22 protein-coding genes, 1 tRNA gene and 1 pseudogene are annotated in these 22,799 nt (G+C 62.9%); 14 read left to right on the forward strand and 10 right to left on the reverse strand.

Annotated features, from left to right (window positions below; translation table 11 throughout):
* Positions 1-159 precede the first annotated feature (159 nt).
* Together NKJ55_RS29170 and NKJ55_RS29175 are read right to left on the reverse strand one after the other, a co-directional pair.
* Positions 160-1,236, reverse strand: coding sequence for a siderophore-interacting protein (locus NKJ55_RS29170; protein WP_352452902.1), 1,077 nt, complete (start codon positions 1,234-1,236; stop codon positions 160-162).
* Positions 1,237-1,439: 203 nt separating this feature from the next.
* A tRNA-OTHER gene (locus NKJ55_RS29175) sits at positions 1,440-1,525 on the reverse strand.
* A 78-nt stretch (positions 1,526-1,603) separates the two neighbouring features.
* Here NKJ55_RS29175 and NKJ55_RS29180 point away from each other — a divergent pair.
* Positions 1,604-1,721 (forward strand): annotated as a pseudogene (locus tag NKJ55_RS29180) (IS5/IS1182 family transposase); the annotation flags it as partial.
* Between the two features lie 33 nt (positions 1,722-1,754).
* Here the strand turns inward: NKJ55_RS29180 and NKJ55_RS29185 are convergent.
* Positions 1,755-2,531 carry an esterase family protein gene (locus NKJ55_RS29185; RefSeq protein WP_352452903.1) on the reverse strand — a complete coding sequence of 259 codons (777 nt, stop codon included), beginning with the start codon at positions 2,529-2,531 and terminating at the stop codon, positions 1,755-1,757.
* Between the two features lie 4 nt (positions 2,532-2,535).
* The gene (locus NKJ55_RS29190; protein WP_352452904.1) at positions 2,536-3,702 is read right to left on the reverse strand and encodes an ATP-grasp domain-containing protein; all 1,167 of its coding nucleotides are present in this window, start codon (positions 3,700-3,702) and stop codon (positions 2,536-2,538) included.
* 752 nt (positions 3,703-4,454) lie between these two features.
* Between NKJ55_RS29190 and leuA the strand changes: the two genes are divergently transcribed.
* From leuA to NKJ55_RS29210, 4 genes are all read left to right on the forward strand, one after another.
* The gene (gene leuA / locus NKJ55_RS29195; protein ID WP_352452905.1) at positions 4,455-6,191 is read left to right on the forward strand and encodes a 2-isopropylmalate synthase; all 1,737 of its coding nucleotides are present in this window, start codon (positions 4,455-4,457) and stop codon (positions 6,189-6,191) included.
* 143 nt (positions 6,192-6,334) lie between these two features.
* Positions 6,335-8,122, forward strand: coding sequence for a tetratricopeptide repeat protein (locus NKJ55_RS29200; protein WP_352452906.1), 1,788 nt, complete (start codon positions 6,335-6,337; stop codon positions 8,120-8,122).
* A 227-nt stretch (positions 8,123-8,349) separates the two neighbouring features.
* On the forward strand, positions 8,350-9,153 hold the full coding sequence (locus tag NKJ55_RS29205) for an alpha/beta fold hydrolase (protein ID WP_352452907.1): 804 nt from the start codon (positions 8,350-8,352) through the stop codon (positions 9,151-9,153).
* Between the two features lie 134 nt (positions 9,154-9,287).
* Positions 9,288-9,905 carry a hypothetical protein gene (locus tag NKJ55_RS29210; RefSeq protein ID WP_352452908.1) on the forward strand — a complete coding sequence of 206 codons (618 nt, stop codon included), beginning with the start codon at positions 9,288-9,290 and terminating at the stop codon, positions 9,903-9,905.
* Positions 9,906-9,980: 75 nt separating this feature from the next.
* On the opposite strand, the gene NKJ55_RS29215 is transcribed toward NKJ55_RS29210, so the two are convergent.
* Entirely contained in the window at positions 9,981-10,913 is a 933-nt protein-coding gene (locus tag NKJ55_RS29215) for a metallophosphoesterase family protein (protein WP_352452937.1), read from the reverse strand.
* A 53-nt stretch (positions 10,914-10,966) separates the two neighbouring features.
* Here NKJ55_RS29215 and NKJ55_RS29220 point away from each other — a divergent pair, with 53 nt between their 5' ends.
* On the forward strand, positions 10,967-11,467 hold the full coding sequence (locus tag NKJ55_RS29220) for an NUDIX domain-containing protein (RefSeq protein ID WP_352452909.1): 501 nt from the start codon (positions 10,967-10,969) through the stop codon (positions 11,465-11,467).
* Between the two features lies 1 nt (position 11,468).
* Here the strand turns inward: NKJ55_RS29220 and NKJ55_RS29225 are convergent, their stop codons facing one another.
* Positions 11,469-12,458, reverse strand: coding sequence for a glutathione S-transferase family protein (locus NKJ55_RS29225; RefSeq protein ID WP_352452910.1), 990 nt, complete (start codon positions 12,456-12,458; stop codon positions 11,469-11,471).
* Positions 12,459-12,739: 281 nt separating this feature from the next.
* Here NKJ55_RS29225 and NKJ55_RS29230 point away from each other — a divergent pair, with 281 nt between their 5' ends.
* From NKJ55_RS29230 to NKJ55_RS29245, 4 genes are all read left to right on the forward strand, one after another.
* Entirely contained in the window at positions 12,740-13,294 is a 555-nt protein-coding gene (locus tag NKJ55_RS29230) for a GNAT family N-acetyltransferase (protein ID WP_352452911.1), read from the forward strand.
* A gap of 63 nt (positions 13,295-13,357) precedes the next feature.
* Positions 13,358-14,119 carry an SDR family NAD(P)-dependent oxidoreductase gene (locus NKJ55_RS29235; protein ID WP_352452912.1) on the forward strand — a complete coding sequence of 254 codons (762 nt, stop codon included), beginning with the start codon at positions 13,358-13,360 and terminating at the stop codon, positions 14,117-14,119.
* 16 nt (positions 14,120-14,135) lie between these two features.
* Positions 14,136-14,897 (forward strand): HugZ family pyridoxamine 5'-phosphate oxidase, encoded by a 762-nt coding sequence (locus NKJ55_RS29240; RefSeq protein ID WP_352452913.1) that lies wholly within the window; start codon positions 14,136-14,138, stop codon positions 14,895-14,897.
* Between the two features lie 173 nt (positions 14,898-15,070).
* Entirely contained in the window at positions 15,071-15,409 is a 339-nt protein-coding gene (locus tag NKJ55_RS29245; RefSeq protein WP_023679553.1) for an ArsR/SmtB family transcription factor, read from the forward strand.
* Between the two features lie 90 nt (positions 15,410-15,499).
* Here the strand turns inward: NKJ55_RS29245 and NKJ55_RS29250 are convergent, their stop codons facing one another.
* Positions 15,500-16,504 carry a L,D-transpeptidase gene (locus NKJ55_RS29250; protein ID WP_352452914.1) on the reverse strand — a complete coding sequence of 335 codons (1,005 nt, stop codon included), beginning with the start codon at positions 16,502-16,504 and terminating at the stop codon, positions 15,500-15,502.
* A 312-nt stretch (positions 16,505-16,816) separates the two neighbouring features.
* On the opposite strand from NKJ55_RS29250, the gene NKJ55_RS29255 reads away from it, so the two are divergent.
* Positions 16,817-17,614, forward strand: a complete 798-nt coding sequence (locus tag NKJ55_RS29255; RefSeq protein ID WP_352452915.1) for a TrmH family RNA methyltransferase — start codon at positions 16,817-16,819, stop codon at positions 17,612-17,614.
* 37 nt (positions 17,615-17,651) lie between these two features.
* On the opposite strand, the gene NKJ55_RS29260 is transcribed toward NKJ55_RS29255, so the two are convergent.
* Positions 17,652-18,815: a coiled-coil domain-containing protein gene (locus tag NKJ55_RS29260; protein WP_352452916.1), complete on the reverse strand. Its 1,164-nt coding sequence runs from the start codon at positions 18,813-18,815 to the stop codon at positions 17,652-17,654.
* Between the two features lie 147 nt (positions 18,816-18,962).
* On the reverse strand, positions 18,963-19,544 hold the full coding sequence (locus NKJ55_RS29265) for a DUF1134 domain-containing protein (RefSeq protein WP_023679557.1): 582 nt from the start codon (positions 19,542-19,544) through the stop codon (positions 18,963-18,965).
* A 340-nt stretch (positions 19,545-19,884) separates the two neighbouring features.
* Between NKJ55_RS29265 and chpT the strand changes: the two genes are divergently transcribed.
* Both chpT and NKJ55_RS29275 read left to right on the forward strand, forming a co-directional pair.
* On the forward strand, positions 19,885-20,514 hold the full coding sequence (chpT, locus tag NKJ55_RS29270) for a histidine phosphotransferase ChpT (RefSeq protein WP_352452917.1): 630 nt from the start codon (positions 19,885-19,887) through the stop codon (positions 20,512-20,514).
* A 239-nt stretch (positions 20,515-20,753) separates the two neighbouring features.
* A complete protein-coding gene (locus NKJ55_RS29275) occupies positions 20,754-21,122 on the forward strand; it encodes a response regulator (protein ID WP_352452918.1) in 369 nt (122 codons plus the stop codon).
* A 105-nt stretch (positions 21,123-21,227) separates the two neighbouring features.
* Here NKJ55_RS29275 and ctrA read toward each other — a convergent pair whose 3' ends face one another.
* Entirely contained in the window at positions 21,228-21,923 is a 696-nt protein-coding gene (ctrA, locus tag NKJ55_RS29280; protein ID WP_006203583.1) for a response regulator transcription factor CtrA, read from the reverse strand.
* A 450-nt stretch (positions 21,924-22,373) separates the two neighbouring features.
* Between ctrA and NKJ55_RS29285 the strand changes: the two genes are divergently transcribed.
* Entirely contained in the window at positions 22,374-22,751 is a 378-nt protein-coding gene (locus NKJ55_RS29285; protein ID WP_023719275.1) for a flagellar export protein FliJ, read from the forward strand.
* The last annotated feature ends 48 nt before the right edge of the window (positions 22,752-22,799 follow it).

A 22,799-nucleotide genomic window follows, 5' to 3' on the forward strand; every position in this document is an offset into this window, starting at 1 on the left:
TGGCATCCCGAACCCCCTCGCGCAAAAGCGCAAAACTGTTCGCGATGTCCTCGCACATCTGTTCGCGATGTCCCCAGTCCAAACAGTGGGGAGGGGTAGGGGTGGGGGTCTTCTTCGCAAGAATCCATATGCGATCCTCTGCCCCCGAGGGGCGGTGCACTATTCTTCGCCGCCGTCCGCCGCTTGCGTCCCGCGGCGCCAGTAGGCGGTGACCAGGTGCCGGTCGCGCGGCACGCCCCATTCCTTGCGGACGATCCTGCGGATCTCGCGGAAATCACCGAACTCGCATCCGCCCCAGACATAGAGATTGTCGATAAGGGCGGTGCGGTTCCGCTGCTGCAGCACCCCCGGTAACAGCCTGGCTGTGCCGGCCTCGCGCCCATGCCGATAGAGCCAGGTGACGGCAACGGTCTCGCCCGCGGCCAGCGGCATCCGGTCGTCGGGACCATTGACCTCGATGAACGCTTCGGCGCGGGTTGACGGCGAAAGCTGCTCCAGGATCCTGCCGATCGCCGGAAGCGCGGTGTCGTCGCCGAGCAGCAGCAGGTTTTGCGCCTCGGGCACGCCGCCTCCGCCCGGTCCGATCATGCCGATGATCTCGCCGGCAACTGCCTTTTCGGCGAAAGCGGCCGCCGGCGTATCCATACCGGGGTGGAGGACGAAATCGACATCCAGCCAGCCGCTTGCGGCGTCCAGCGCCCGGATCGTGTAGACCCGCACGACGAGCGCGTCCTCGCCCGACGGCCAGACCATCAGGCCGTCGGCGCCCATCGACGGCCACACCGGCAGCCTGCCGCGCGGCGGCAGCAGCAGCCGCACATGCAGGCCGCCACGGCCAAAGCGGCCGAGATCGTTGCCGGTGAAGCGGACGCGCTGCATATGCGGAGAAATCCGCGTCGAGGACAGCACCGTGATCTCGCGGAAGAACACCGGCGTGCCGGCATCGCTGCCGTCGCCCTGCCAAGCGATGCCCCTGGTCGTGCCGAGATGTTGCGAGAAATGGCCGGCGACCGCCATCTTCATGTAGGACAGGCAGGTTTCATCCTCGGCCGCGACGCGGATCAGCACGTTGTCGTCACCGAGCGCCGCTTTCAACGAGCCGTAGTGCGTGCGAAATTCCCAATGATCGGCAAGGCCGGTATCGATCTCGGATTCGCCGTGCTCGGCGCGCAGCCTGTCCATCACCGACCGGATGGCGGCACCGCTGATCCGGGTTTGCGCACTCAATTGCTCCATCGCTCAGCCTTTCGATGCCGTTGAATTCGAGATCGCCATACGGCGTCCTCGCCACGCCGGAATGCCACAGCCGGCCCGGCGTTTCCACTAAAAGATGATAAGTATAGTCATGTTTTTAAATCAGGCTGAAGGGAAGTCCATTTGCAGGCCGCATCACCTAGATATCGACATGCAATAGGTCGTGAACTCGTAAAGCGGGGCGTCGCCAGCGGCAGGGATCGAACCCGCACCTGAACCAAGAGGCTCAGGATCACTGTGGTGATACGTTTACCAATTCCGTCACGCTGGCACCTGCCTCGTAGCGCAAATTTGCGCGGATTGCCATTCGAGGCTTCTCTTGTGGCGTCCGAGCCGATTCAGCGTCGGCATGAGCCGATGCGACCTGCCCGACTTCGAGTGGCGTGATCGAGCCGCTCCTGCCCAACAAGCCGCCAGGCGTGCCGCGTGTGGATGATCGCCGCGTGCTGAACGACATCTTCTCAAGGCGACTGTGGCTGCGCTTGTGAGTCTACGGTAATCTAATCCAGCCGGTGCATCAGATCGTCGTCCAGCCAGCGGGCGAAGAAATAGACCAGTTGCTTGTGCCACCACGGCCAGTCATGGGCGGCATCGCCGCCCCAGTAGTCGACCCAGGCCGGAATCGACTTGTCACGCAGGATCTGTTCCAGCGCCTGCGTATCGGCAAGCATCCGTTCCTCCCAGGCACCCTGCCCGCAGCAGAAGATCAGCCGCAGCGCCTTCAGCCTGACAAGCAGCCCCGGATCGACGATACCCCGCAGGTAGTCGAGCGGCGAGTTGAAGAAAATCTGTCCGTCGAGCGCGCTGCCGAAGAAATCGTGGGTGGAGTAAACCCCCGACAGCGCGATGACGCCGCTGGCCAGTTCCGGAAAGCGGAAGACGAAATTCGACGAATGGTAGCCGCCCATCGAGCAGCCGCAAAACAGCGGCTTCAGCGTACGCCCGCCATTGGCCTCGGCTGCGACAGACAGGAGTTCCGGCAGCGCCTCCTCGCGCACATAGCGGAAATACGCTTCATGTCGGGCGATGCGATGGGCCGGCTCGGCATGGCGGTCGAAGAAGGATTCCGCATCGATGCCGTCCAGCGTGAACAACTGGATGCGACCGGTGTCGACGAACTCGGCGAGAGCCGAGACGGCGCCGGAATCCTCGAACTGGTAGAACCGCCCTTGCGAAGTCGGGAACACAACCACGGGTCGGCCGGCATGACCGTAGCGCTTGTATTCCATGTCGCGGCCGAGGTTGCGGCCAAAACCCTTGTGGTAGGAAACGTCCATCGCCTCACGCCTTTTCCGCATGGATGTAGACGACCGCCCGGCGCAGCGCCTTCGGGTCGGTGGAGCGCAGCTGATAGGCGTAGTTTCCCATGGCGCGGCTGAAAACCTCCTCGATGGCGTGATGATGGACGATCATGTCGCCATGGGCGGCCAGCACGTCGGCGTGGCTGTGCACATAGTTGAGGTGCCGCTTGCGGCTGGCATAGGCGGTGAAATACTTGCCCCTGTAAGGGCCGCCGGCGGCGTCCTTGACCACCATGTCGGCCCATGCGGCATAGACATCGATATCGAAGGTGTAATTGATGGCATCGGTCATCCAGGCGCCAGGCGGCCGCATGTTGACCTCCAGCGCGATGACCCGGTCGTCCCTGGTTTCGAACAGCTCGATGTGGAAGAAGCGTTCGCGCACGTCGAACGCCTTGAGGATTTTCCTGCCGGCCTCCTCGACCGCCCGGCTGATCTCGGGAAAACAGACATAGCTCATATGGCGGTCGCGGTTGACCACCTCCATGACGCTCTGGTCGTAGCGGTGGCTGGCGGCCAGCACCACCTCGCCGTCGCGGTTGACCAGCCCGTCATAGGTCACCACCAGCCCTTCGATGAATTGCTCCATGACGAAGCTGACGCCTTCCGGCTTGTCCCTGAAGAAGCTGTCGAGTTCGCCGGTGTTGGAGATTTTGAAAGTGTTCGAGGCGCCGGAGCCCGAATCCGGCTTCACCACCACGGGATAGCCGACACGTCGGATGAAGGTCATGGCGCCGGCGCGGTCGGAGCATTTGCGTTGCGGGATGGTTTCGACGCCGCTCTTGCGGAAGAACGCCCGCATGCGGCTCTTGCGTTTCAAATTCTTGACGAAGTCGAGCTTGGTGCCGAAGATGTTGAAGTCGGTGCGGATATTGGCTTCCAGCTCCAGCCAATGCTCGTTGAGCGATTCGAACCGGTCGACGCGGCCCCATTTGTGGATGAAATGGCCGATCGCCCGGAACACCGGATCGTACTCCTCCATGTCGTCGATGCGGTAATATTCCGAAAGGGCTGCCTTCAATTTGCCGTCCAGCGCATCGAACGGGGCGTCGCCAATGCCGAGCACGGTGGCGCCGGCCTTCTTCAGCCGGTCGCAGAAATCGGCGCCATTGGCTGGAAAATGCGGCGAGAAGAACACGAAGTTCATGGACGATCCCTCCCGGCGGCGAGCCATCGCACCCCGCCGACAATCGACTCTGGCGCATTTGCCGGGCTCGGGGAAGAGCAACTGGATCAGGTGAGCGGCTGGGTCCGCGAAAGGTGACGCCAAAACCGTGAAATAAAAAACCCGCCTCGACAGCGGGTCCTCGGCGCCAGTCAGCACCATACCCAAGTTAGTAGCATAGCTGCCGGCACAAAGCAAGAACAAAGTTGCTGTAATCAGGAAAAATCGGGATAGGTGGCTCGGCGAAGCCGAGACGGAGAGGGGACTGCGCCCTACGAAGGCCCCCTCTCCGGCCGCGGAGCCTGTCTTCGGGCTTGCCGAAGGCAAGACCCGTGGGCGACCACCTCCCTCCCATTTCGCGACGGCGCGGAACCCCGGTCTTGAGGCTGGATCGGCAGCTTCTGCGACAGCGAGGCCCCCACTTGCCTCGCTTTGCCCGCTCCTGTATGAAATCCGCCATGAGCCCGCGCGCCACCTCTTTTGCGTCTCGTCCGACCGGCATTGCCGGCCAGACCGTCCGCGCGCTTGCCTCCACCCTGCTGCTTCTCGGCCTTATCGGCGATCGCCGGGTTCGCTGAAGGAGCGCCCGGCGGTCGAATTCGCCGCTCACGCGCACGCTCCTTGGCCAGTCACAAAATTGGCACGTCACATCAAGCGAACGAAATTCTGGTAAAGGCGCCGCTCGCCACCAATCCGCCTGAAGCTGGATCCGCGAGCCGCCGGGAGAAAAGACGATGAACGCACGAGAAGATATCCGTCTGAATGTAGAGGAAACCGCCAAGCCCGCGAGGGGCATGCCGGACGCTGCCCGCAAGTACCAGCCCTATCCGACCGTCGGTCTTGCCGATCGCACCTGGCCTTCGAAAGTGATCGACAAGGCGCCGATCTGGTGCTCGGTCGACCTGCGCGACGGCAACCAGGCGCTGATCGATCCGATGGGCCAGGAACGCAAGGCGCGCATGTTCGCCCTGCTGCTCGACATGGGCTTCAAGGAGATCGAGATCGGCTTCCCGTCGGCCTCGCAGACCGACTTCGATTTCGCCCGCTGGTGCATCGAACAAGGCAACGTGCCCGCCGACGTCTCGCTGCAGGTGCTGGTGCAGTGCCGGCCCGAACTGATCACCCGCACTTTCGAGGCGCTGAAGGGCGCCACCAATCCGATCGTCCATTTCTACAACTCGACCAGCGAGCTGCAGCGCCGCGTCGTCTTCGAGAAGGACGTCGCCGGCATCAAGCGCATCGCCACCGACGCGGCCAAGATGATCACCGACATGGCGGCCAAGGCCGGCGGCGGCTACCGTTTCGAATATTCGCCGGAGAGCTTTACCGGCACCGAGCTCGAAGTGGCGCTGGAGATCTGCAACGCCGTCACCGAGATCGTCAAGCCGACGGCGGAGAACAAGCTGATCATCAACCTGCCCTCCACGGTCGAGATGTCGACGCCCAACATCTATGCCGACCGCATCGAATGGATGTGCCGCAATCTCGACAACCGCGAGAACCTGTTGATCTCGCTGCATCCGCACAATGACCGCGGCACCGGCATCGCCACCACCGAACTCGGCCTGATGGCGGGCGCCGACCGCGTCGAAGGCACGCTGTTCGGCAACGGCGAGCGCACCGGCAATGTCGACATCGTGACGCTGGCGCTCAACATGTACACGCAAGGCGTCGATCCCGGGCTCGACTGCTCCGACATCAACCGCATGAAGGACGTCTACGAATACTCCAACCAGCTGAAGATCCCCGAGCGCCATCCCTATGTCGGCGAGCTCGTCTACACCGCCTTTTCCGGCTCGCACCAGGACGCTATCAACAAGGGCATGAAGGCGCTGCGCAAGGCCAACACGCCGCATTGGGAGGTGCCCTATCTGCCGATCGACCCGGCCGATGTCGGCCGCAGCTATGAAGCCATCATCCGCATCAACTCGCAGTCCGGCAAGGGCGGCATCGCCTATGTGCTGCATGCGGATTACGGCCTCAACCTGCCGCGCAACCTGCAGATCGAGTTCAGCCAGGCCATCCAGGCGATCACCGACGCCGAAGGCAAGGAGGTGCCGGCCAGGCGCATCTACGAGCGCTTCCTCGACACCTATGTCGACCAGCCCGGCGCGCGGCTGAAGTTCCTCGACCACCACACCTATCCCGACACCGAGGTCAAGGGCCGGCGCGTGGTCGAAGCGGTGATCCTCGACAAAGGCAAGGAGGTGACCATATCAGGCACCGGCACCGGCCCGATCGACGGCTTCGTCGATGCGCTGTCGCGCCATGTCGGGGTGCCGATGTCGGTGCTGGATTATTCCGAGCATTCCATGCAGCGCGGCTCGAATGCCTCGGCCATTTCCTATGTCGAGATGGAACATCCGGGCGGCAAGCTGTTCGGCGCCGGCATCAACACCAACATCGTCGCCGCCTCGCTCGAAGCCGTGGTTTCGGCGGCCAACCGCATCGTCGGCCGAAAGGGCGGCTAGCCGAGACCGCCAGGCCCGCGCATCAGCCCACCGGAAATTTTATCCGGTGGGTACGCTATCGCACCATAAGCAGATGCTTGTATGGCGGCGCCAGCGCGATATGATTGTACCTCAACCTGTGCCGAATTCGAAGGGATCGACACTTGCAGCATACCACGCCTGCCGCCCCCGCAGTGCGCGAAACGTTGGAGCGATTGCTTGCCAGCGAAACGTTCGGACGATCCGAGCGCGCGCGCAAGCTGCTCCGCTACCTCGTCGAGCGCGAGCAGGCAGGCGAAGCCGATAGGCTCAAGGGCTTCTCCATAGCGATGGACGTTTTCGGCAAGGACGGCGATTTCGACCCGTCGACCGATGCGGTGGTGCGGGTGCAGGCCGGCAGGCTGCGCGAGCTTCTGCAGCAGTATTTCGCCAATGAGGGCGTTGCCGAACCGGTCCGCATCGCCATTCCGCGCGGCGGCTATGTTCCGTCCTACGAGCTCAACGCCATTCGCTTGCCGGCAGAGGCTGAGGCAGAGAGCAAGCCGCAGCCGGCGACAGAGGAGGCGGCGACCGCCCCGCTCGGCTCGCCGGAAGATGCCCGCAACCGGGCACATCCGGCTGCATTGCTGAGCGTTCCAGCCGTCGCCCCTGCTGCACCTTCGCTGCAGCGGCATTTGCAGTTCTTCTGGCTGGCGATCGCGCTGGTCATTCTCATGCTGGGTGTGCTGATCCTTCGCCAGGGCAGCGTGGTATTGCTGACCGGCGGCGACACGGCGGTCGAGACCGCTGTGGCGACCGGCAGCATAGCAGCGCCTCCGGTTGAAAACCTCCCCCAGGTCTACATCGCCATCAAGGCCGACAGCGACCTGGCTCGCCGTGTCGCCGCATCGCTGCGCGCCGGCCTCAGCGGCTTCGATACCATCAATTTCATCGGCCGTGATGCCGACAGCCCGCCCGATCCAGTAACCGACGCCGCCAGCTTCGTATTCGATGTCCTGCCCGGGCCGCGTAGCGGCGACATCATGCTCGAGCTGCAAAGCGTGGCGACCGGCCGCGTGCTGCTCTCACGCAACCTGACCGCCGGCGACAGCGCGAACACCGCCATCGAGGACCAGATCTCCGGCATTTTGAGCTCGGCTCTTCCTGCCTCGGGCACGATCTACAACTACATCGAGCAGAGCGGCATCCAGACCGGGCTGACGGCGTGTCTGGTGCTCAACGGCAAATATTATCTCGACCAGAACGCCCAGACGCACGGAGCCGCTTACCGCTGCCTCGAAGATCTTGCCAACCGGGAGGCGAAGTCGTCGCTCGTCTATTCGGAACTCGCTTCCTTGCATCTCGAAGCGGTCACCGACCACTATCCCTACCCCGCCGACGCGACGATCGACAAAGCGATGACGTTTGCCCATCGCGCCATCCAGATGGGCCCGACCAGCCCCTACGCGCACCGCGCCCTTGGTTATCTCAATTCGCGCATGGGCGATTCCGCGGAATCGATCCGCTGGATGCGCAAGGCCTACGAGCTCAATCCCTACGATCTCGCAATGGCCGCCGCCTATGGCTACGGGCTGGTTTTCGCCGGCAGGTACAGCGAGGGCACCCCGATCATCGCTCACGCGGTGGACATCGCCAGCGCCCATCCGACATGGTGGGATTACGGGCTGTTCGCCGGAGAGTTCATGATGGGCGACATTCACAAGGCCACGCTCGCCAGCGACGGCTTGCGAACGACGGAAATGAAATCGCATTATCTGGCGGCGCGGCTGATCGGCGCCAAGGCTGCCGGCCGCGAGAAGCTGGCGAGCAGGCTGCTGCAGGAACTGACCGCCAAATTCCCGAAATTCGCAGCCGATCCGCGCGCAACTTTCGTCGAACGAAGATATCCCGCCGATCTGACCAACCGGCTGGTGGAAGCCCTGCGCGCCGCCGGCCTTGGCGGCGCCAGCTGACGTCTCCCGGCGCGTGCACGACGTCAGGTGATCGCGAAGATTTTACTGGCCATCCGGACGGCCAAAGCGCAATTCAGACACAATTTGAACCGGCCAATCTGATCCCACATAGGTCTGATCCCGCATAAGACTGATCTCCGCATAAGTCTGACCTCCCGCAAAGACTGATCCGCATAAGACCGCCCCCGGCATCCTGACTGATCCCGGCACCAAGCCATAAAGTTTGCATGACCCCATCCCTTTACGCTGCCGAACGGGGCACCGGCCCGACAACGATCGCCTTCCTGCATGGTTTCGGTGGCTGCCACGACGACTGGCGCGACGTGGCCGAGTCTCTGGCGCCCGGCGCGCGGACCCTGGCCTATGATCTGCCGGGACATGGGCTGTCGCTCGATTTTCCGGGCGGCGGTCCGGCCAGGATTGCAGCCAGTGCCGTCCTTGCCGATCTTTCCGCTCGCGGGATAAAGCGGGCTCATCTCGTCGGTCATTCGATGGGCGGCGCCGTGGCCGCCCTGATGGCATTGAGCGAGCCTGAAAAGATGGCCTCGCTGACGCTGCTGTCGCCGGGCGGTTTTGGTCCTGAGATCAATGGTCCGCTGCTGCGTCGCTACGCCGCCGCTGCCGGCATGGATGAAATCCGCGCCTGTCTTGCCGCCATGTCGGGACCGCAAAGCCGGCCCTTGCAGCATAGGGTCGATCTCGTCAACGAGATGCGCCGGCGTCCCGGCCAGTCGCGGACACTTGTCGAGTTCGCAGCCGCCATGACCAGGGATGATCGGCAAGGCGTCATTCAGCGCGAACGGCTGGAAACGCTGAACATGCCGGTCATGGTGGTTTGGGGAACCGACGACGCGGTGCTGCCCGTCAGCCAGGCGGACGGCGTGCCGAAGCATTTTCATCTGCACCACGTGCTGGAAGCCGGCCATATGCTGGTCGAGGAAGCGCCCGGCCTGGTCGTCGAGGCCGTCCGTCGCAATATGCGACGCCGCAGCAGGCGGCTTCGTCCGGGATTCGCCGCTGCGGCGAGCTGATCGGTCTTCGCGCAGGCACGGCGGCGGCGCTGGTGCTGCTCCAGCGAACCCTTGCCCGCTCATCGATCTCGCAAGTGCATTTTGGCGACGGCTGTGTTAATTCGGTGTTAACCAAACCCCGCGAGGCAACGCCGATGAAGGACGCAGGCGAGAACATCACCCAGATCGATCAGTCGCGAAAACTGTCCGATGCCATTCGCGACGTCAAGAACGCCTTCGCCGACCGCGATGACGTCGTCGTCGAGATGCGCGAAGCGCATCGCATGCGGCTCGATCTGCTTGCCGCCGAACTCGCGCCGGTCTTCGGCGACGTACCCACCGATATGGACAGTTTCGACTTCGCCGTCTCGTCCGGCCTGCAACCACGGCTGTGGATCGACGCGGTCAGCCATGTCGCCATGGGACGCGACCGCCGCACCTACCGCTTTCTCAAGGACACGCGCATCGGCCGCGTCGTGCTCGCCGAGTCGACCGAGATGAAGGTCGTTGCCGATCAGGTGACGCGCTATGTCGCCGAGCGCGTCGTCGAACGCCAGAGGATGATGGAAGGCGGCATCGAGCAGGCCGTCGCCGGCCTGAAACGCGCCCTGGTGGCGGAGGCTGAGCCGCCGCTGCATGTCCCTGCGCGCAGCAACGGCTGGTCGGCGTTCTTCTCGGGCCTCGGCCTGATCGCCGCCGGCGCCCTGGTCGGCCTGGCGATTTCGCTCGTGCTGTTCTGGGACCGCATCGTCGCGATGAAAATCAGCTTTTAAAGCATTTGCAGCCAAGTGATGTCACTTGGCGTCGCAGAGTGCGGCTGACGACCGGCGAGACGCTCCCATCTGAGTTCACCGCGCCCCGGCAAGCGTGGCCTCGGCCCCCACGCCAAGCTCCATTGTCTGCAGGTCGCTGGGCGGCAATGCCGGCCCGGTCAGGCCGCGGCGCGTCAGCCTGATCCGCCAATTGTCCTTTTCACCGTCGATGTCGAGCAGATTGTATTGCGCCGGCGCATGCGAACTGCCGGGCGCCTGCCCCGCGGCGGCGACCCCGACCACCGGAATTTTGATCTTGCGGGCGCCGATGAAGAACAGCGACGGCACATGCGAATGGCCGTGCAGCACAAGCTCGGCGCCGTGCCGGTGAAGAACCTTGTGGAAGCGCGAGATGCCGAACAGCCGCTTGTTCTGCGAAACGGCGCCGCGCACCGGCGGGTGGTGGATCATGATCACCCGGAACAGGCCCTGCTTGCCCGTGGCGTCGAGGATGCCGCGCAGCCTTTCCGCCTGGCCTTCCAGAAAGAAGCCGTTGGCCATGAAGGGAGCCGTGGCGCGCGCCGTGGAGACGCCGATCAACGCAACATCGCCGCGCACGCGCAGATACGGAAAGGTGTTGCGGTCGACCGGCGTATTGACGCCGTCGCCGGTCATCCACGCCGCCCAGGACCGGCAGGTCTTGTCGAAGGCGCCCGGCACATAGGCGTCATGGTTTCCCGGCACGACCGACACGTCATTGGGCGAGCCCAGCGTCTCCAGCCAGTGCTTGGCCATCTCGAGCTCACCGTCGAGCGCCAGATTGACCAGGTCACCGGTGATGGTGAGATGGTCCGGCCCGCTGGCCTTCATGTCGGCGACGATCGTGTCGATGACGGCATCGTGCATGTAGCGGCGGCGGTTGCGCTGCCAATTGACGTAACCGACCACGCGCTTGGAGGCGAGATCGCGATAGGTTACATCGGGAAGCGGCCCCAGATGGACATCGGAAATATGCGCGAGCCTGAACATCTTTTCTTCATAGGCGAGGCGCGCGCGGCTTTCCACTCACGGTTTCGCGGACGATGACGACGCCGGATCCGGAGCAAGCCCTGCGTCAGACCGGCTGGCCGGGCTTCAGGGCAAGGCTGTTTCACCTGTACTTCGTACTGCGGCGGCCGATGACGCTCGGCGTGCGCGGCTTGATCCACGACCGCCGCTCCAATTCGGTCTTCCTCATCCGCCACACCTATGTCCCGGGCTGGCACCTGCCCGGCGGTGGCGTCGAGTTGGGCGAGACGATGATCGAAGCGCTGACACGCGAAGTCTTCGAGGAAGGCAACATCGCGCTGACCGGACCGCCGGTGCTGAAATCCCTGCATTTCAACCGCCGCGCCAGCCGCCGCGACCATGTCGGCCTCTATCTGGTCGAGGAGTTCGACCAGCCAAGCCCTAAGCTGCCCGACCGCGAGATCGCCGAAGCCGGCTTCTTCTCGCTCGACCGCTTGCCGGTGGGCACGACACCGGCAACTTTGCGGCGGATTGCCGAGGTTTTTGATGGCGCGGCGATATCGCCCTACTGGTAGATCACGCCGCCTTCCTGAACCTGTCGCGGTCATGCAGCGCGCCATAGTCGAGCTCAGGCCCGACCGGCACGATGCGTGTCGGGTTGATCGTCTCGTGGCTGCCGTAATAATGCGACTTGATGTGGTGCAAATTCACCGTGCCGGCGACGCCCGGCACCTGGTAGAGATCGCGCAGGTAATTCGACAGGTTCGGATAGTCGGCGATGCGGCGCAGATTGCACTTGAAATGGCCGACATAGACCGGGTCGAAGCGGACCAGCGTCGTGAACAGCCGCCAGTCCGCCTCGGTGATGCGGCTGTCGACGAGATAGCGCTGCCTTGACAGACGGTTTTCCAGCATGTCGAGCGTCGAGAACAATTCGCCGAACGCCTCCTCGTAGGCCGCCTGCGTAGTGGCGAAGCCGGCACGGTAGACGCCGTTGTTGACCGCGGGATAGACCAGCGCATTGATCGCATCGATCTCGCCGCGCAACGGTTGCGGATAAAAATCGAGCTTGGCATCGCCCCATTCGTCGAAGGCCGAATTGAGCATCCGGATGATCTCGGAGGATTCGTTGGAGACGATGGTCTGCTCGCGTTTGTCCCACAGCACGGGAACGGTGACCCGGCCCGAATAGCCGGGATCGGCCCTGGTGTAGATCTGGTGCAGGAAATCGAGGCCGTAGAGCGTGTCGCCGGTGGCGCCGTCCTCGGCCAGGAACGTCCAGCCGTCGCCGCCCATGAAATGATGGACGACCGAGACGGAAATCACGTCCTCGAGTTTTTTGAGCACGCGAAAGATCAACGTCCGATGCGCCCACGGGCAGGCGAGCGAGACATAGAGGTGGTAGCGACCGGGCTCGGCCTTGAAGCCGCGTTTTCGCCCTTCGGCCGGCGCGCCGTCGCGGGTCACCCAGTCGCGCCACTGCGACTGCGCGCGCACGAATTTGCCGCCGCTCTCCCCGCTATCGTACCGGCGGTCCTGCCATTGGCCTTCGACTAGCAATCCCATGCAATATCCTTTCGCGTTCCTACCCGATGTAGGGCACCAAGCGGCGCCGCGGAAATCCCCGATGCTGAACAGATCGTCAACGGCTGCGTCGTCGAGTGCGGTCGGCTGCGCCGGCCGATTGCGGCGGCTGAAAATTGGTGCTAGCGGACAATCCGCATGTTCGACTTTGCCCTGATCCGGTTCGACCGACGACGAAAGAGCGCCCGCGCTTGATGAAGCGCTGACTGGCGAATGCTGCCGCTTGCAGCAAACCTTCCCTCGCATACCGGAACGCAAAGACCATGAGCCTTGCCGACTTGAAATACCTGGCCGACGTGAAATACCTGCCGGAAACTCCGGCGCACGATCCTGAAATCGAAGCCATCAATGACGAGGCCTTCGGGCCGGGCCGTTTCGTGCTCGCCGCCTACAAGATCCGCCAAGGTGGCCCGCATGAGCGGGCTTTGTCCTTCGTGGCTGTCGATGGCGCAATCGTCGTCGCCTCGGTACGGATGACGCGCATCGCCGCCGGTGCCGGCCGCGCGCTGATGCTCGGGCCGCTCGCTGTGCGGCCGGCCTTCAAAAATCTCGGCATCGGCCGCAAGCTGGTGGCAATCGCGCTGGAAGCCGCCGCCAAGACCGGCGCACCGGCGGTGATGCTGGTCGGCGACGAACCCTACTACGGCCCGCTCGGCTTCAGGAGGCTGCCGCGCGGGCAGATCTCGATGCCGCGTCCGGTCGACCCCGACCGGCTTTTGGCGCACGAGATCGTGCCGGGCGCGATGGCAAGGCTGGCGGGCGAGGTTTGCCACGCCGACCAGGCAAGGATTGCCGCGCACATCGCCGCGATGGCATGACCATGCCGGTGCTGTCGCACGGTGGCTTGGCGGCATAGTCAGGACACGGAGGAGGACGTCGAGATGAACCCGAACGGCCAGATTGCGATCGTCACCGGCGGCGGCTCCGGCCTTGGCGAGGCGACGGCGCGCGCTCTTGCCGCCGGCGGCGCCAGGGTTGCCGTCCTCGATCTCGGTATCGAGCGTGCGGCCAAGGTGGCGGCTGACATCGGCGGCATCGCCGTCCGATGCGATATGAGCGACGCCGCGAGCGGTGCCGCCGCAGTCGCGGAAGCGGCAGAGACGCTCGGCGCACCGCGCATCCTGGTCAATTGCGCCGGCATCGTTATCGGCATGAAGACGATCGGCAAGGACGGACCGCATCCGCTCGATCAATACCGCAAGGTGATCGAGGTCAATCTGATCGGCACCTTCAACATGATCCGCCTGGTCGCCGACCGGACCGCCAGGCTCGAACCGCTGCAGGGCGGCGAGCGCGGTGTCATCGTCAACACCGCGTCGGCCGCGGCCTATGACGGCCAGATCGGCCAGGCCGCCTATTCCGCCTCCAAGGCCGGTGTCGTCGGTATGACGCTGCCGGTGGCGCGCGATCTCGCCCGCTCCGGCATTCGCGTCTGCACCATCGCACCCGGCATCTTCAGGACGCCGATGATGGCCGGCATGCCGCAGGAGGTGCAGGATTCGCTCGCTGCCGCGGTGCCCTTCCCTTCCCGTTTGGGCGAGCCTTCGGAATACGCGGCACTTGCCTTGCACATCATCGAGAACCAGATGCTCAACGGCGAGACCATTCGCCTCGACGGCGCCATCCGCATGGCGCCGAAATAAATGCGACGGTGATGCCTTGGACGAACCCAGGAAAGACGTGATCCGCGCGACCGATACCGAGGCGATCAGGCTGGCAAAGAAGCTGATCCGCAGCGCCCGTTTCGGCGCGTTGGCAGTGCTCGAACCAGGAACCGGTTCGCCGCTGGCCAGCCGAGTCGGCGTCGCCACAGACATCGACGGCACGCCGTTGATCCTGGTATCGATGCTGTCCGCCCATACCGGCGCCATCCTTGCCGACCCGCGCTGCTCGTTGCTCGTCGGCGAACCCGGCAAGGGCGATCCGCTGGCGCATCCGCGATTGACGCTCGTCTGCCGCGCCGTGCGGCTCGAACGCGGATCGAACGAACACGCCCGCGCCGAGCGGCGCTACCTCAACCGCAACCCCAAGGCAAAACTCTATGCCGGGCTCGGCGACTTCTCGATCTTCCGGCTCGAACCGGAGCGCGCCAGCCTGAACGGCGGCTTCGGCAAGGCCTATCTGCTCGACCGCACCGATCTGGTCGCGACGGGAGCGATCGTCGAAGAGCTTGCCGCCGGGGAGCAATCGGCGCTCGACCACATGAACGCCGACCATCTCGATGCGATTGCCCTCTACGCAAGTCATTTCGGCGGGGCCGAGAGTGACGGCTGGATCGTCACCGGGTTCGACGCCGACGGGATGGATCTCGTATCGGGCGACAATGTCTGTCGGGTTTTCTTCCCCGAGCCGCTGAGAGCGGCGCGCGACCTCAGGCCTGTCCTGATCGACATGGCAAAGGCTGCCCGATCGGCAAATTAATCACAGCCGCACGGTTAATCGGCTTGCATGGAAAGCAAGCCTTGAGATTTGAGCGAAATGTTCTACCTTTGCGAGTGACGCTGAATCGCTGGCGTGCATCTATAGGGAAAGTCTATGGAATCCGACGCTATTGCCCCCATAGCGGCGGATGAGCAAGAAGGCATGGGGGATCTATGGTCTCGAACAAACTAGTCGCCAACGCCGGAACCGCGGCTGCGTTTCTGACGCTGATGGGCAACGAAAAACGTTTGTTGATCATGAGCTATCTGGCCGAGGGCGAGATGTCGGTCGGCGCCATAGCCGAGAAGGTGTCGCTCAGCCAATCCGCCCTGTCACAGCATCTAGCCAAGCTCAGGGCTTCCGACCTTGTCGAGACCCGCCGCGACCGGCAAATGATCTATTATTCCTGCAAGTCCGCGGCGGTGCGCGAATTGCTGCACATGCTGGACGGCATTTTCGGCGAAGGTGAACTGTCGCAGATGGCTCACCGGCTGCGTCGCGCCGGGACCTGAGCGGCCGAGGCGGAGAATGCCCCCGCCAAATCCGCTTTGCTACCAAGTCCGCTTTGCTGCCAAGTCCGCTTTGCTGCCAAGTCAGCCTTGCTATTGAACGCGCTCGTCGGCGGCCTGCGCAATCTCGTCCTTGAACTCGACCTTCGTGCCCGGCTGCACCATGGAGGCAAGGTCTTCGGCATCCCAATTGGTCAACCGGATGCAGCCATGCGAAAAGGTCGTGCCGATCTTGCTTGGTTCGGGCGTGCCGTGGATGCCGTAGCTTTCGATGGAGAGATCGATCCAGACCGATCCCACGGGATTGTTCGGCCCGGCAGCGATGGTGAAGGGCCGCTTGGTCTTGACCCCCTTGAAAGCGAAGTCCGGATCGTAGTGATAGGTAGGGTTGTGCACCACGCGCCTGACCTCCGCCATGCCGCTTGGCGCCGGCTTCTCCTCGCTCCCAATCGAGGCGGGGTAGACCGCCAGCCATTTGCCGGCACGGTCGAGCACACGCACCAGGCGGGCGCCCTTGTCGACCTCGACGACGGCAACGCCGGCGGGAGGGTCGCCCCTGCTGACATCAGGCACCACCAACGTCCTGCCTGGTTTCCTGAGGCTGGTGCCCGGATTGAGCATTCGCAGCAATTGTTCGCTGACGTGGAAGCGCTCAGCCAACCTCTCCACCGCATTGCGATAGCCGAGCCGCCGCAAGCGGGCCATCCTCTCCAAGCGAGCCGGAATACGCCTGGTGAAAGGTCCGCGCACATCCTTGCGCATCACCTCATAGGTCACCAGCACCGGCTTGGCGGAGGTTGCGATGAGTTTGCTCCAGGTTTGTGGACTGAGCTTGCCATCGGGCGGAAGTCCGTTTGCCGCCTGAAACGCGGCGACGGCCTTGGCGAAGTTCTGGGAAAGGCGACCGTCGATGAGGCCCGGCGAGAAGCGGGCGCGATCCAGAAGGATCTGCGCCTTCAGCAGCATCGGATCGACACCCTTCGGTTCGCCGATAGTGAATTGGGCCTGATTGACGGTGGCTGGATCGAGCTTGGCCGCGCGAGCCACGCCGCATGCGAGGGCAAGCGTGGCGGCAAAGACGAGGAGGAGCCTGATCATCGATGTCCTCCCAGGACCGCAGCAGGAGCCCGCCTCTATGACGCGGCATGGCCCTGTGTGGTTCCTTCGCCCATCGAGATTCTGCATTGAAGCGGCTTGGCCGAAGAGCCGTGCCGCGGAAATCAAATATCGCCGTGCCGCCAGGAGGCCAGGCAGGGCGTCTCCGCCCGGCGCCTAGTGATTGGATTTGACCGTTAGAACGGCGTGCATCCATTTGGACGCTGAGATACGGTCAGAGCTTCGGATCCGGCATCATGCCTTCCGAATCCGAATCCCGATTCGCGGCCGACGCCAGGGTCCGCCGAGGAAGCCATGAATCCGATCCGCATAGACGACCCGCAGGATCCTCGCGTCGCCGCCTATCTCGACATCCGGGAACGCGATCTTGCCGGCCGGCAGGGCCGTTTCGTCGCCGAAGGCAAGGTGGTGCTCGACACGCTGCTTGCCGCCCGTCGCTTCGAGGCAGAATCGGTGCTGGTGCTCGAGAACCGGCTGGCCGGCCTCGATGACGTCCTGCGCAAGGCGCCTGCCGGGCTTCCGATCTATGTCGCATCCGGCGAAGTCATGGACAGGATTGCCGGATTCCACATGCATCGCGGCATATTGGCGATCGGCCGCAAGGGCGCGGCCGTCTCCGCTGAAGCTTTGCTCGGCGCACTGCCCGCCCGCGCGCTGATCGTGGTGCTGGTCGGCATCGCCAATCATGACAATATGGGATCGATCTTCCGCAATGCCGCCGCCTTTGGCGCGGATGCCGTGCTTCTCGATCCGACCTGCTGCGATCCGCTGTACCGCAAGGCAATCCGCGTCTCGGTGGGCGCCGCCTTGAAAGTCCCCTTCGCCTGCTTTGCCGATACCGCCGGCTGCACCGCAATGCTCGACCGGCAAGGCTTCAGCCAATTCGCCTTGTCGCCGCGCGGGCAGATCGACATTCGCGATGCCAAGAGAAACGGCCGGCTGGCGGTCTATCTCGGCACCGAGGGCGAAGGCCTGCCGGAAAGCCTGCTTGCCCGCCTGCAGACGCTGCGGATCGGTATGGCGCAGGGTTTCGACAGCCTGAACGTCGCCGCCGCGTCAGCTATCGCGCTGCATCATTTTTCCGGAGCCTAATTTAGAGCCGGGGCGTCCCGCTCGCGCTTGCGGAATCTCAGTCGGTCGAAGCGGCCTTCTGCAGCGCCCGCACCCGATCGGCAAGGCTGCGTCCGCCGCTCCCCTGCCGCGTATCCTCAGGCGCTGCAAGCGCCTGGGCGATCGGCGAATCCGGCCCGTCGAGCTTTGCCGTCAAGGCCACGACTTGCGCCGCCAGATCGTTCATCTCTTCGCGCAATGCGGCGCTGGCGCTGCCGGTATCGTCTCCGGCCTGTGATTTCGGCGTTTCGACGGCAGCAAGATCTGTCTTCAGCCGTCTGTTTTCGCGTGCCAGCGACGTCAGCCTGGCCTCCAGCCGCTCGCGGTCGGCGTCGAGCTTGGCGGTTGTCTTTTCGATGTCACCGTTGGCGGCCACATTGACCTGACTGCCTGGCACGCCGGCAAGACCCACCGCAAGCGTCCTTTCAGCGCCTTTCGGCTTTTCGCGAAGGCGCACCAGTTCCTTCTCGCGGCGCTCCAGCCTGTCCTCGCGATCGGCTAGCGAGGCGAGCAGGCGTTCGACCTTCTTTTCCAGGTCGCCGGTTCTTTTCTTCTCGGCCTTCAACGCGTCCCGCAAAACCTTGCTTTCGGCTGCCAATTCCTGGCAGCGCCTGTCCGTCTCCTTGCGCTGGCCGCGCAGCAGCGAAATGTCGCTTGCCAACTTCTGCAGCTCGGATTCGCGCGCCACCAGTTCGATCTGCCGGCTGCTGGATGAAAAACTGGCGTCGTCATACATGTGCTCCAGTTTCCGCAGTTCGAGCCCGCGCTTTTCGAGGGCGCGCTCGGTCTCCGCAAGCCGTTCCGACAGCTGCTGCAGCTGCTCATCGCGCTTGCGAAGCTCCTCGCCCCTGGCTGTAAGATCGGCGACGACCCGGTTCTTGTCCTGTCGCTCGGCCGCCAATTCCTTCAGGGCTTCGCGGTCGCGGCCGATCTCGACCAGCTGCTCGGCGGCCTTCTCGCGCAATGATTTGACGGTCATTTCAAGCCGGCGCACCGAAACGGCGAACTCGGCGCGGACGCGATCCTTGTCCGCCTGAATCTCGGCCAGCGTCAACGGCATCGAGCCCTCGACGCGCTTGCGCGTCAGCGCCACCGCCCGCCGCCACACGGCCGGAGCAATCATCAGCGCCAGAAAGCCGGCGCAGAGAAAGCCGAGAACAAAGAACAGGATCGACTGGACCAAGATGACTATCCGTTGTGCATGGCAACCGCCAAAGGTCGACTTTGCCATCTTCGCATGACGGAAATCCGGCGCCACGGCAAGAGTATGCTGCGGCAAAGCTCAGACCGTGGGATCACAGCTCCAATCGCAGTGGCGCCATCATGCAGGTCAGAACGGATTCCAGGTCGCGCGCTGGGTGAGCTTGAGGTAGCCGAGATTGACGCCGAGACGAGCGCCGACGCCGGTACGGATCGGCACGAGCAGCACATTGTTGTTCTTCAGCACGTTGAAGCCGACGCCGGCGACGACATAGGCGGAGCCGGCGACGCCGCCAAAACGATTATAGAGGCTGCTCACATCGTCGAGATTGTAGACCAGCATCATGACGCGCGAGCCCTCGCCGCCGAAATCCCAGCCGAGCGAAGGGCCTTGCCAGAACACTTTGTGGTCGCCGGCATTCTTGGTGTAGAGCGTGCCTTCGCCATAGGTCAGGCCACCGATCAGCGCCCCGGACCCCTCTTCGCCGAGCAGATAGCCGTTCGGCAGGCCATAGGTGGCGAAAATCTTCTCGACGACGGTGGCGAGCCCGCCCGACGTCGCGCCGAAGAATTTATGACCGGAATCGACGATCTCCTGCGCGGTGTATTCCTGCGCCCGCGCGGCCGATGCCGAAAAGGCGACAAGGCCGATGAGCGCAATCGTCATTGAGATGACTCGGAAAAAAGTCCGGTCGTAGAATCGGGAAACCATGCTTCCAATCTCCGTCAGGGAGCACTTTCGCCGACGCCTCGCACCCGTACGGCTCTTTGGCGGCCGTTAAGGATGACTGTTAGGGGCAAACTATGCCGTAATCCTTTTTCAACCATTAAACTCCCACATGAAGATGGCGGTTCGAAGGCTGTTTTCACATCGCCCGTGCAGCACCCTGCTGCGTGAACACGCCATTTTCGACAATCATGATTTCGGATTTGTTGCTGCACGCACAAGCGCTGTGTATTCAGAATGCTTGGGAGAGAGCGTGATTCGTGTGGACAGGCGTGATCATGATCGCCCGGTCATTGTGTTGTGAAATTTGCAGGGATTTTTGCCGATGGCCGAGCTTTTCACCCTTTCCGCACCCGATCTGGCAGCGCTGCTGTGCAGCCGGGTCTGCCACGACATCATTTCGCCGGTCGGTGCCATAAACAACGGGCTTGAGCTGCTCGACGAAGGCGGCGCCGACGAAGACGCCATGAAGCTGATCCGCCAAAGCGCCAAAAACGCCTCCGCCCGCCTGCAATTCGCCCGCATCGCCTTCGGTGCCGCCGGTTCCGCCGGCATGCTGATCGACACCGGGGACGCCGAGGCCGTGGCCATCGCCTTCCTGAAGAACGAGAAGCCGGAACTGATCTGGAACGGAACCCGCGCACTGTTGCCCAAGAACAAGGTCAAGCTGCTGCTCAATCTCATCCTCGTCGCTAACGCCGCCATTCCGCGCGGCGGCAGGCTGGTGGTCACGCTGGAGAACCTCGAGACCGAGCCGCGCTTTGCGCTCGCGGCGAGCGGCCCGATGCTCCGCGTGCCGCCCAAATTCCTGGAATTGCATTCCGGCCACAGGCCGGAAGAGCCGATCGACGCGCATTCGGTGCAGCCCTATTACACGCTGCTCCTGGCCCGCGAAGCCAACATGACGATTTCGATCCATGCGACCGCCGACGAGATCGTCCTTTCCGCAGCCTGAAGTTCTCCTAAAGAGTGGGGAAAGTATTTTTCTCAAGTCATATTTGCGGCGTTGTCCTAACATCTGCGGGGCGGGCTTGCGGATTGATTGCGTGAAGCATTGCGAAAGAAGATTTCACTTAAAACACCTTCAGGAAAATTTTACCTAACGGCTTTTCGGCTTCTTTACCAGATCGGCCTATGTTCCCCGGCAGATGCCACGACGCTGCCGGTTCGCCGCATGGCAAAGAGGGTCCCGGAATGAAACGCTGCATGTTCGTCGACAATTCGAGCGTCATCAGGAAGGTCGCAAGGCGTATCCTGGGCGGTTCCGGCATGATGGTGATCGAAGCCGCCAGCGGCCACGAGGCGATCGAGATGTGCGCGGCCGACATGCCTGATATCATCGTCGTCGACGGCGCCTTGCCGGACATGCAGGCGCAGGACCTCATCCGCCGCCTGCGCGCCATGGAAAGCCCGGTATTGCCGCAGGTTTTGATTTCGCTGGTCGAGGTCGATGTCGGGGCGATCATGCGGGCAAAGCGCGCCGGCGCCCAGGGCTACCTGCTGAAGCCGTTCAACCGGCCGCAACTGCTCGAGTGCTTCCGCGCCTTGAAGATTGCCGCCTGATCAGAGCTGTTCCATTCCGACGAAAATCGGATCGGCTCTATCCTGTTGTTTTGCCGGGTTCTTTTCCGAAAAAACCGGCGCCCACCTTTGGATCACGCCCCTAGTTCAGGCGCTGACGCGGATATCTTCGGGCTCACGCAGCACATAGCCGCGGCCCCAGACGGTCTCGATGTAATTCTGCCCGCCAGACGCGGCGTCAAGCTTCTTGCGCAGCTTGCAGATGAAGACGTCGATGATCTTCAGCTCCGGCTCATCCATGCCGCCATAGAGATGGTTGAGGAACATTTCCTTGGTCAGGGTGGTGCCCTTGCGCAGCGAGAGCAGTTCCAGCATCTGATATTCCTTGCCGGTCAGATGCACGCGCTGGCCACCGACCTCAACGGTCTTGGCATCGAGATTGACCACCAGGTCGCCGGTGGTGATGACCGACTGGGCGTGGCCCTTGGAACGCCGCACGATGGCATGGATGCGGGCGACCAGTTCGTCCTTGTGAAAGGGCTTGGTCATGTAATCGTCGGCGCCGAAGCCGAGGCCGCGCACCTTGTCCTCGATGCCGGCCATGCCGGAGAGGATGAGGATCGGCGTCTTCACCTTGGACAGGCGAAGTGTTCTCAAAACTTCATAGCCCGACATGTCGGGGAGATTGAGGTCGAGGAGGATGATGTCGTAATCGTAAAGCTTGCCTAGATCGACGCCCTCTTCGCCAAGGTCGGTCGTATAGACATTGAAACTTTCCGATTTCAGCATCAGCTCGATGCTTTGTGCGGTTGCACTGTCGTCTTCTATCAGCAGAACGCGCATTTCATTCCCCTTTTCTGCTGCCGGACCATTTCACGACCCGTCCAGGACCGGAGCAGTGATTGCCTGAGCAGAGGCTGCCATCGAATGGTTAATAAAACCTAATTCCCCGTCGATGACGGTATCAGATTTTTTAACCCCTTTCTACACCTTGTTGAATCCAATAACGAATCACAGACCCAAACCGTTAATGCAGCACATTAATAAGCCAGACTAAGTGACTCTTCGGACTCGTTGGCCGGGTTTCCCGACGAGAAGCAGAATTTTTACCCGCCCTTAAGTCCTGAGCCGTATGATTAACAATGCCCGTAAACGAATGGTTACCGCCGGCAAAAAACTTTAGGAGTTTGTTTCCCATAGTTCGGGGAAAGCCGGTGGAAACGGGTCAAGCCTGGGCCTTGCCGGGTGAATTGGACGATATGTGCAGGTGTGCGTTTCCGGGAGTACCGAATCATGAAGTCACGTGAAAACCTCGTTCGGCTGAAGCAATTTCAGGTGAGCGAGAAGCGGCGGCAGCTGCTGCAGCTCGACATGATGATCGCCGAATTCGAGCGCATGGCCGTCGAGCTGGAACTTCAGATCGCTGCCGAAGAGAAGAAGGCCGGCATCACCGACATCAATCACTTTGCTTATCCGACCTTCGCCAAGGCGGCACGGCTACGCCGCGACAACCTTAGAAATTCGCAAAGCGACCTCGCCCAGCAGCGAAATGTCGCCGAATCATTGCTGAGCGAAGCCGAAGCGGAGCTTTCCAAGGCCGAGATGCTGGAATCGCGCGACACCAAGGCGCGCGACACGGAAGCCGGCGGCCGCAGCGCCATGATCGGCTGAAAACAAGACTTTAACGCGCGTCGCGCCTGCGCGCTATTGCTGCGCACC

The organism is Mesorhizobium sp. M0106 (assembly GCF_040322715.1).
Taxonomy (GTDB): domain Bacteria; phylum Pseudomonadota; class Alphaproteobacteria; order Rhizobiales; family Rhizobiaceae; genus Mesorhizobium.

What these genes read in the sequence shown, in the direction of transcription:
- leuA (WP_352452905.1), top strand. Translation starts at nt 4,455, where the DNA reads ATGAACGCACGAGAAGATATCCGTCTGAATGTAGAGGAAACCGCCAAG.
- NKJ55_RS29190 (WP_352452904.1), bottom strand. Translation starts at nt 3,702, where the DNA reads ATGAACTTCGTGTTCTTCTCGCCGCATTTTCCAGCCAATGGCGCCGAT.
- NKJ55_RS29255 (WP_352452915.1), top strand. Translation starts at nt 16,817, where the DNA reads ATGAATCCGATCCGCATAGACGACCCGCAGGATCCTCGCGTCGCCGCC.
- NKJ55_RS29205 (WP_352452907.1), top strand. Translation starts at nt 8,350, where the DNA reads ATGACCCCATCCCTTTACGCTGCCGAACGGGGCACCGGCCCGACAACG.
- ctrA (WP_006203583.1), bottom strand. Translation starts at nt 21,923, where the DNA reads ATGCGCGTTCTGCTGATAGAAGACGACAGTGCAACCGCACAAAGCATC.
- NKJ55_RS29225 (WP_352452910.1), bottom strand. Translation starts at nt 12,458, where the DNA reads ATGGGATTGCTAGTCGAAGGCCAATGGCAGGACCGCCGGTACGATAGC.
- NKJ55_RS29215 (WP_352452937.1), bottom strand. Translation starts at nt 10,913, where the DNA reads ATGTTCAGGCTCGCGCATATTTCCGATGTCCATCTGGGGCCGCTTCCC.
- NKJ55_RS29220 (WP_352452909.1), top strand. Translation starts at nt 10,967, where the DNA reads ATGACGACGCCGGATCCGGAGCAAGCCCTGCGTCAGACCGGCTGGCCG.
- NKJ55_RS29245 (WP_023679553.1), top strand. Translation starts at nt 15,071, where the DNA reads ATGGTCTCGAACAAACTAGTCGCCAACGCCGGAACCGCGGCTGCGTTT.
- NKJ55_RS29285 (WP_023719275.1), top strand. Translation starts at nt 22,374, where the DNA reads ATGAAGTCACGTGAAAACCTCGTTCGGCTGAAGCAATTTCAGGTGAGC.
- NKJ55_RS29170 (WP_352452902.1), bottom strand. Translation starts at nt 1,236, where the DNA reads ATGGAGCAATTGAGTGCGCAAACCCGGATCAGCGGTGCCGCCATCCGG.
- NKJ55_RS29235 (WP_352452912.1), top strand. Translation starts at nt 13,358, where the DNA reads ATGAACCCGAACGGCCAGATTGCGATCGTCACCGGCGGCGGCTCCGGC.
- NKJ55_RS29250 (WP_352452914.1), bottom strand. Translation starts at nt 16,504, where the DNA reads ATGATCAGGCTCCTCCTCGTCTTTGCCGCCACGCTTGCCCTCGCATGC.
- NKJ55_RS29230 (WP_352452911.1), top strand. Translation starts at nt 12,740, where the DNA reads ATGAGCCTTGCCGACTTGAAATACCTGGCCGACGTGAAATACCTGCCG.
- NKJ55_RS29185 (WP_352452903.1), bottom strand. Translation starts at nt 2,531, where the DNA reads ATGGACGTTTCCTACCACAAGGGTTTTGGCCGCAACCTCGGCCGCGAC.
- NKJ55_RS29275 (WP_352452918.1), top strand. Translation starts at nt 20,754, where the DNA reads ATGAAACGCTGCATGTTCGTCGACAATTCGAGCGTCATCAGGAAGGTC.
- chpT (WP_352452917.1), top strand. Translation starts at nt 19,885, where the DNA reads ATGGCCGAGCTTTTCACCCTTTCCGCACCCGATCTGGCAGCGCTGCTG.
- NKJ55_RS29265 (WP_023679557.1), bottom strand. Translation starts at nt 19,544, where the DNA reads ATGGTTTCCCGATTCTACGACCGGACTTTTTTCCGAGTCATCTCAATG.
- NKJ55_RS29210 (WP_352452908.1), top strand. Translation starts at nt 9,288, where the DNA reads ATGAAGGACGCAGGCGAGAACATCACCCAGATCGATCAGTCGCGAAAA.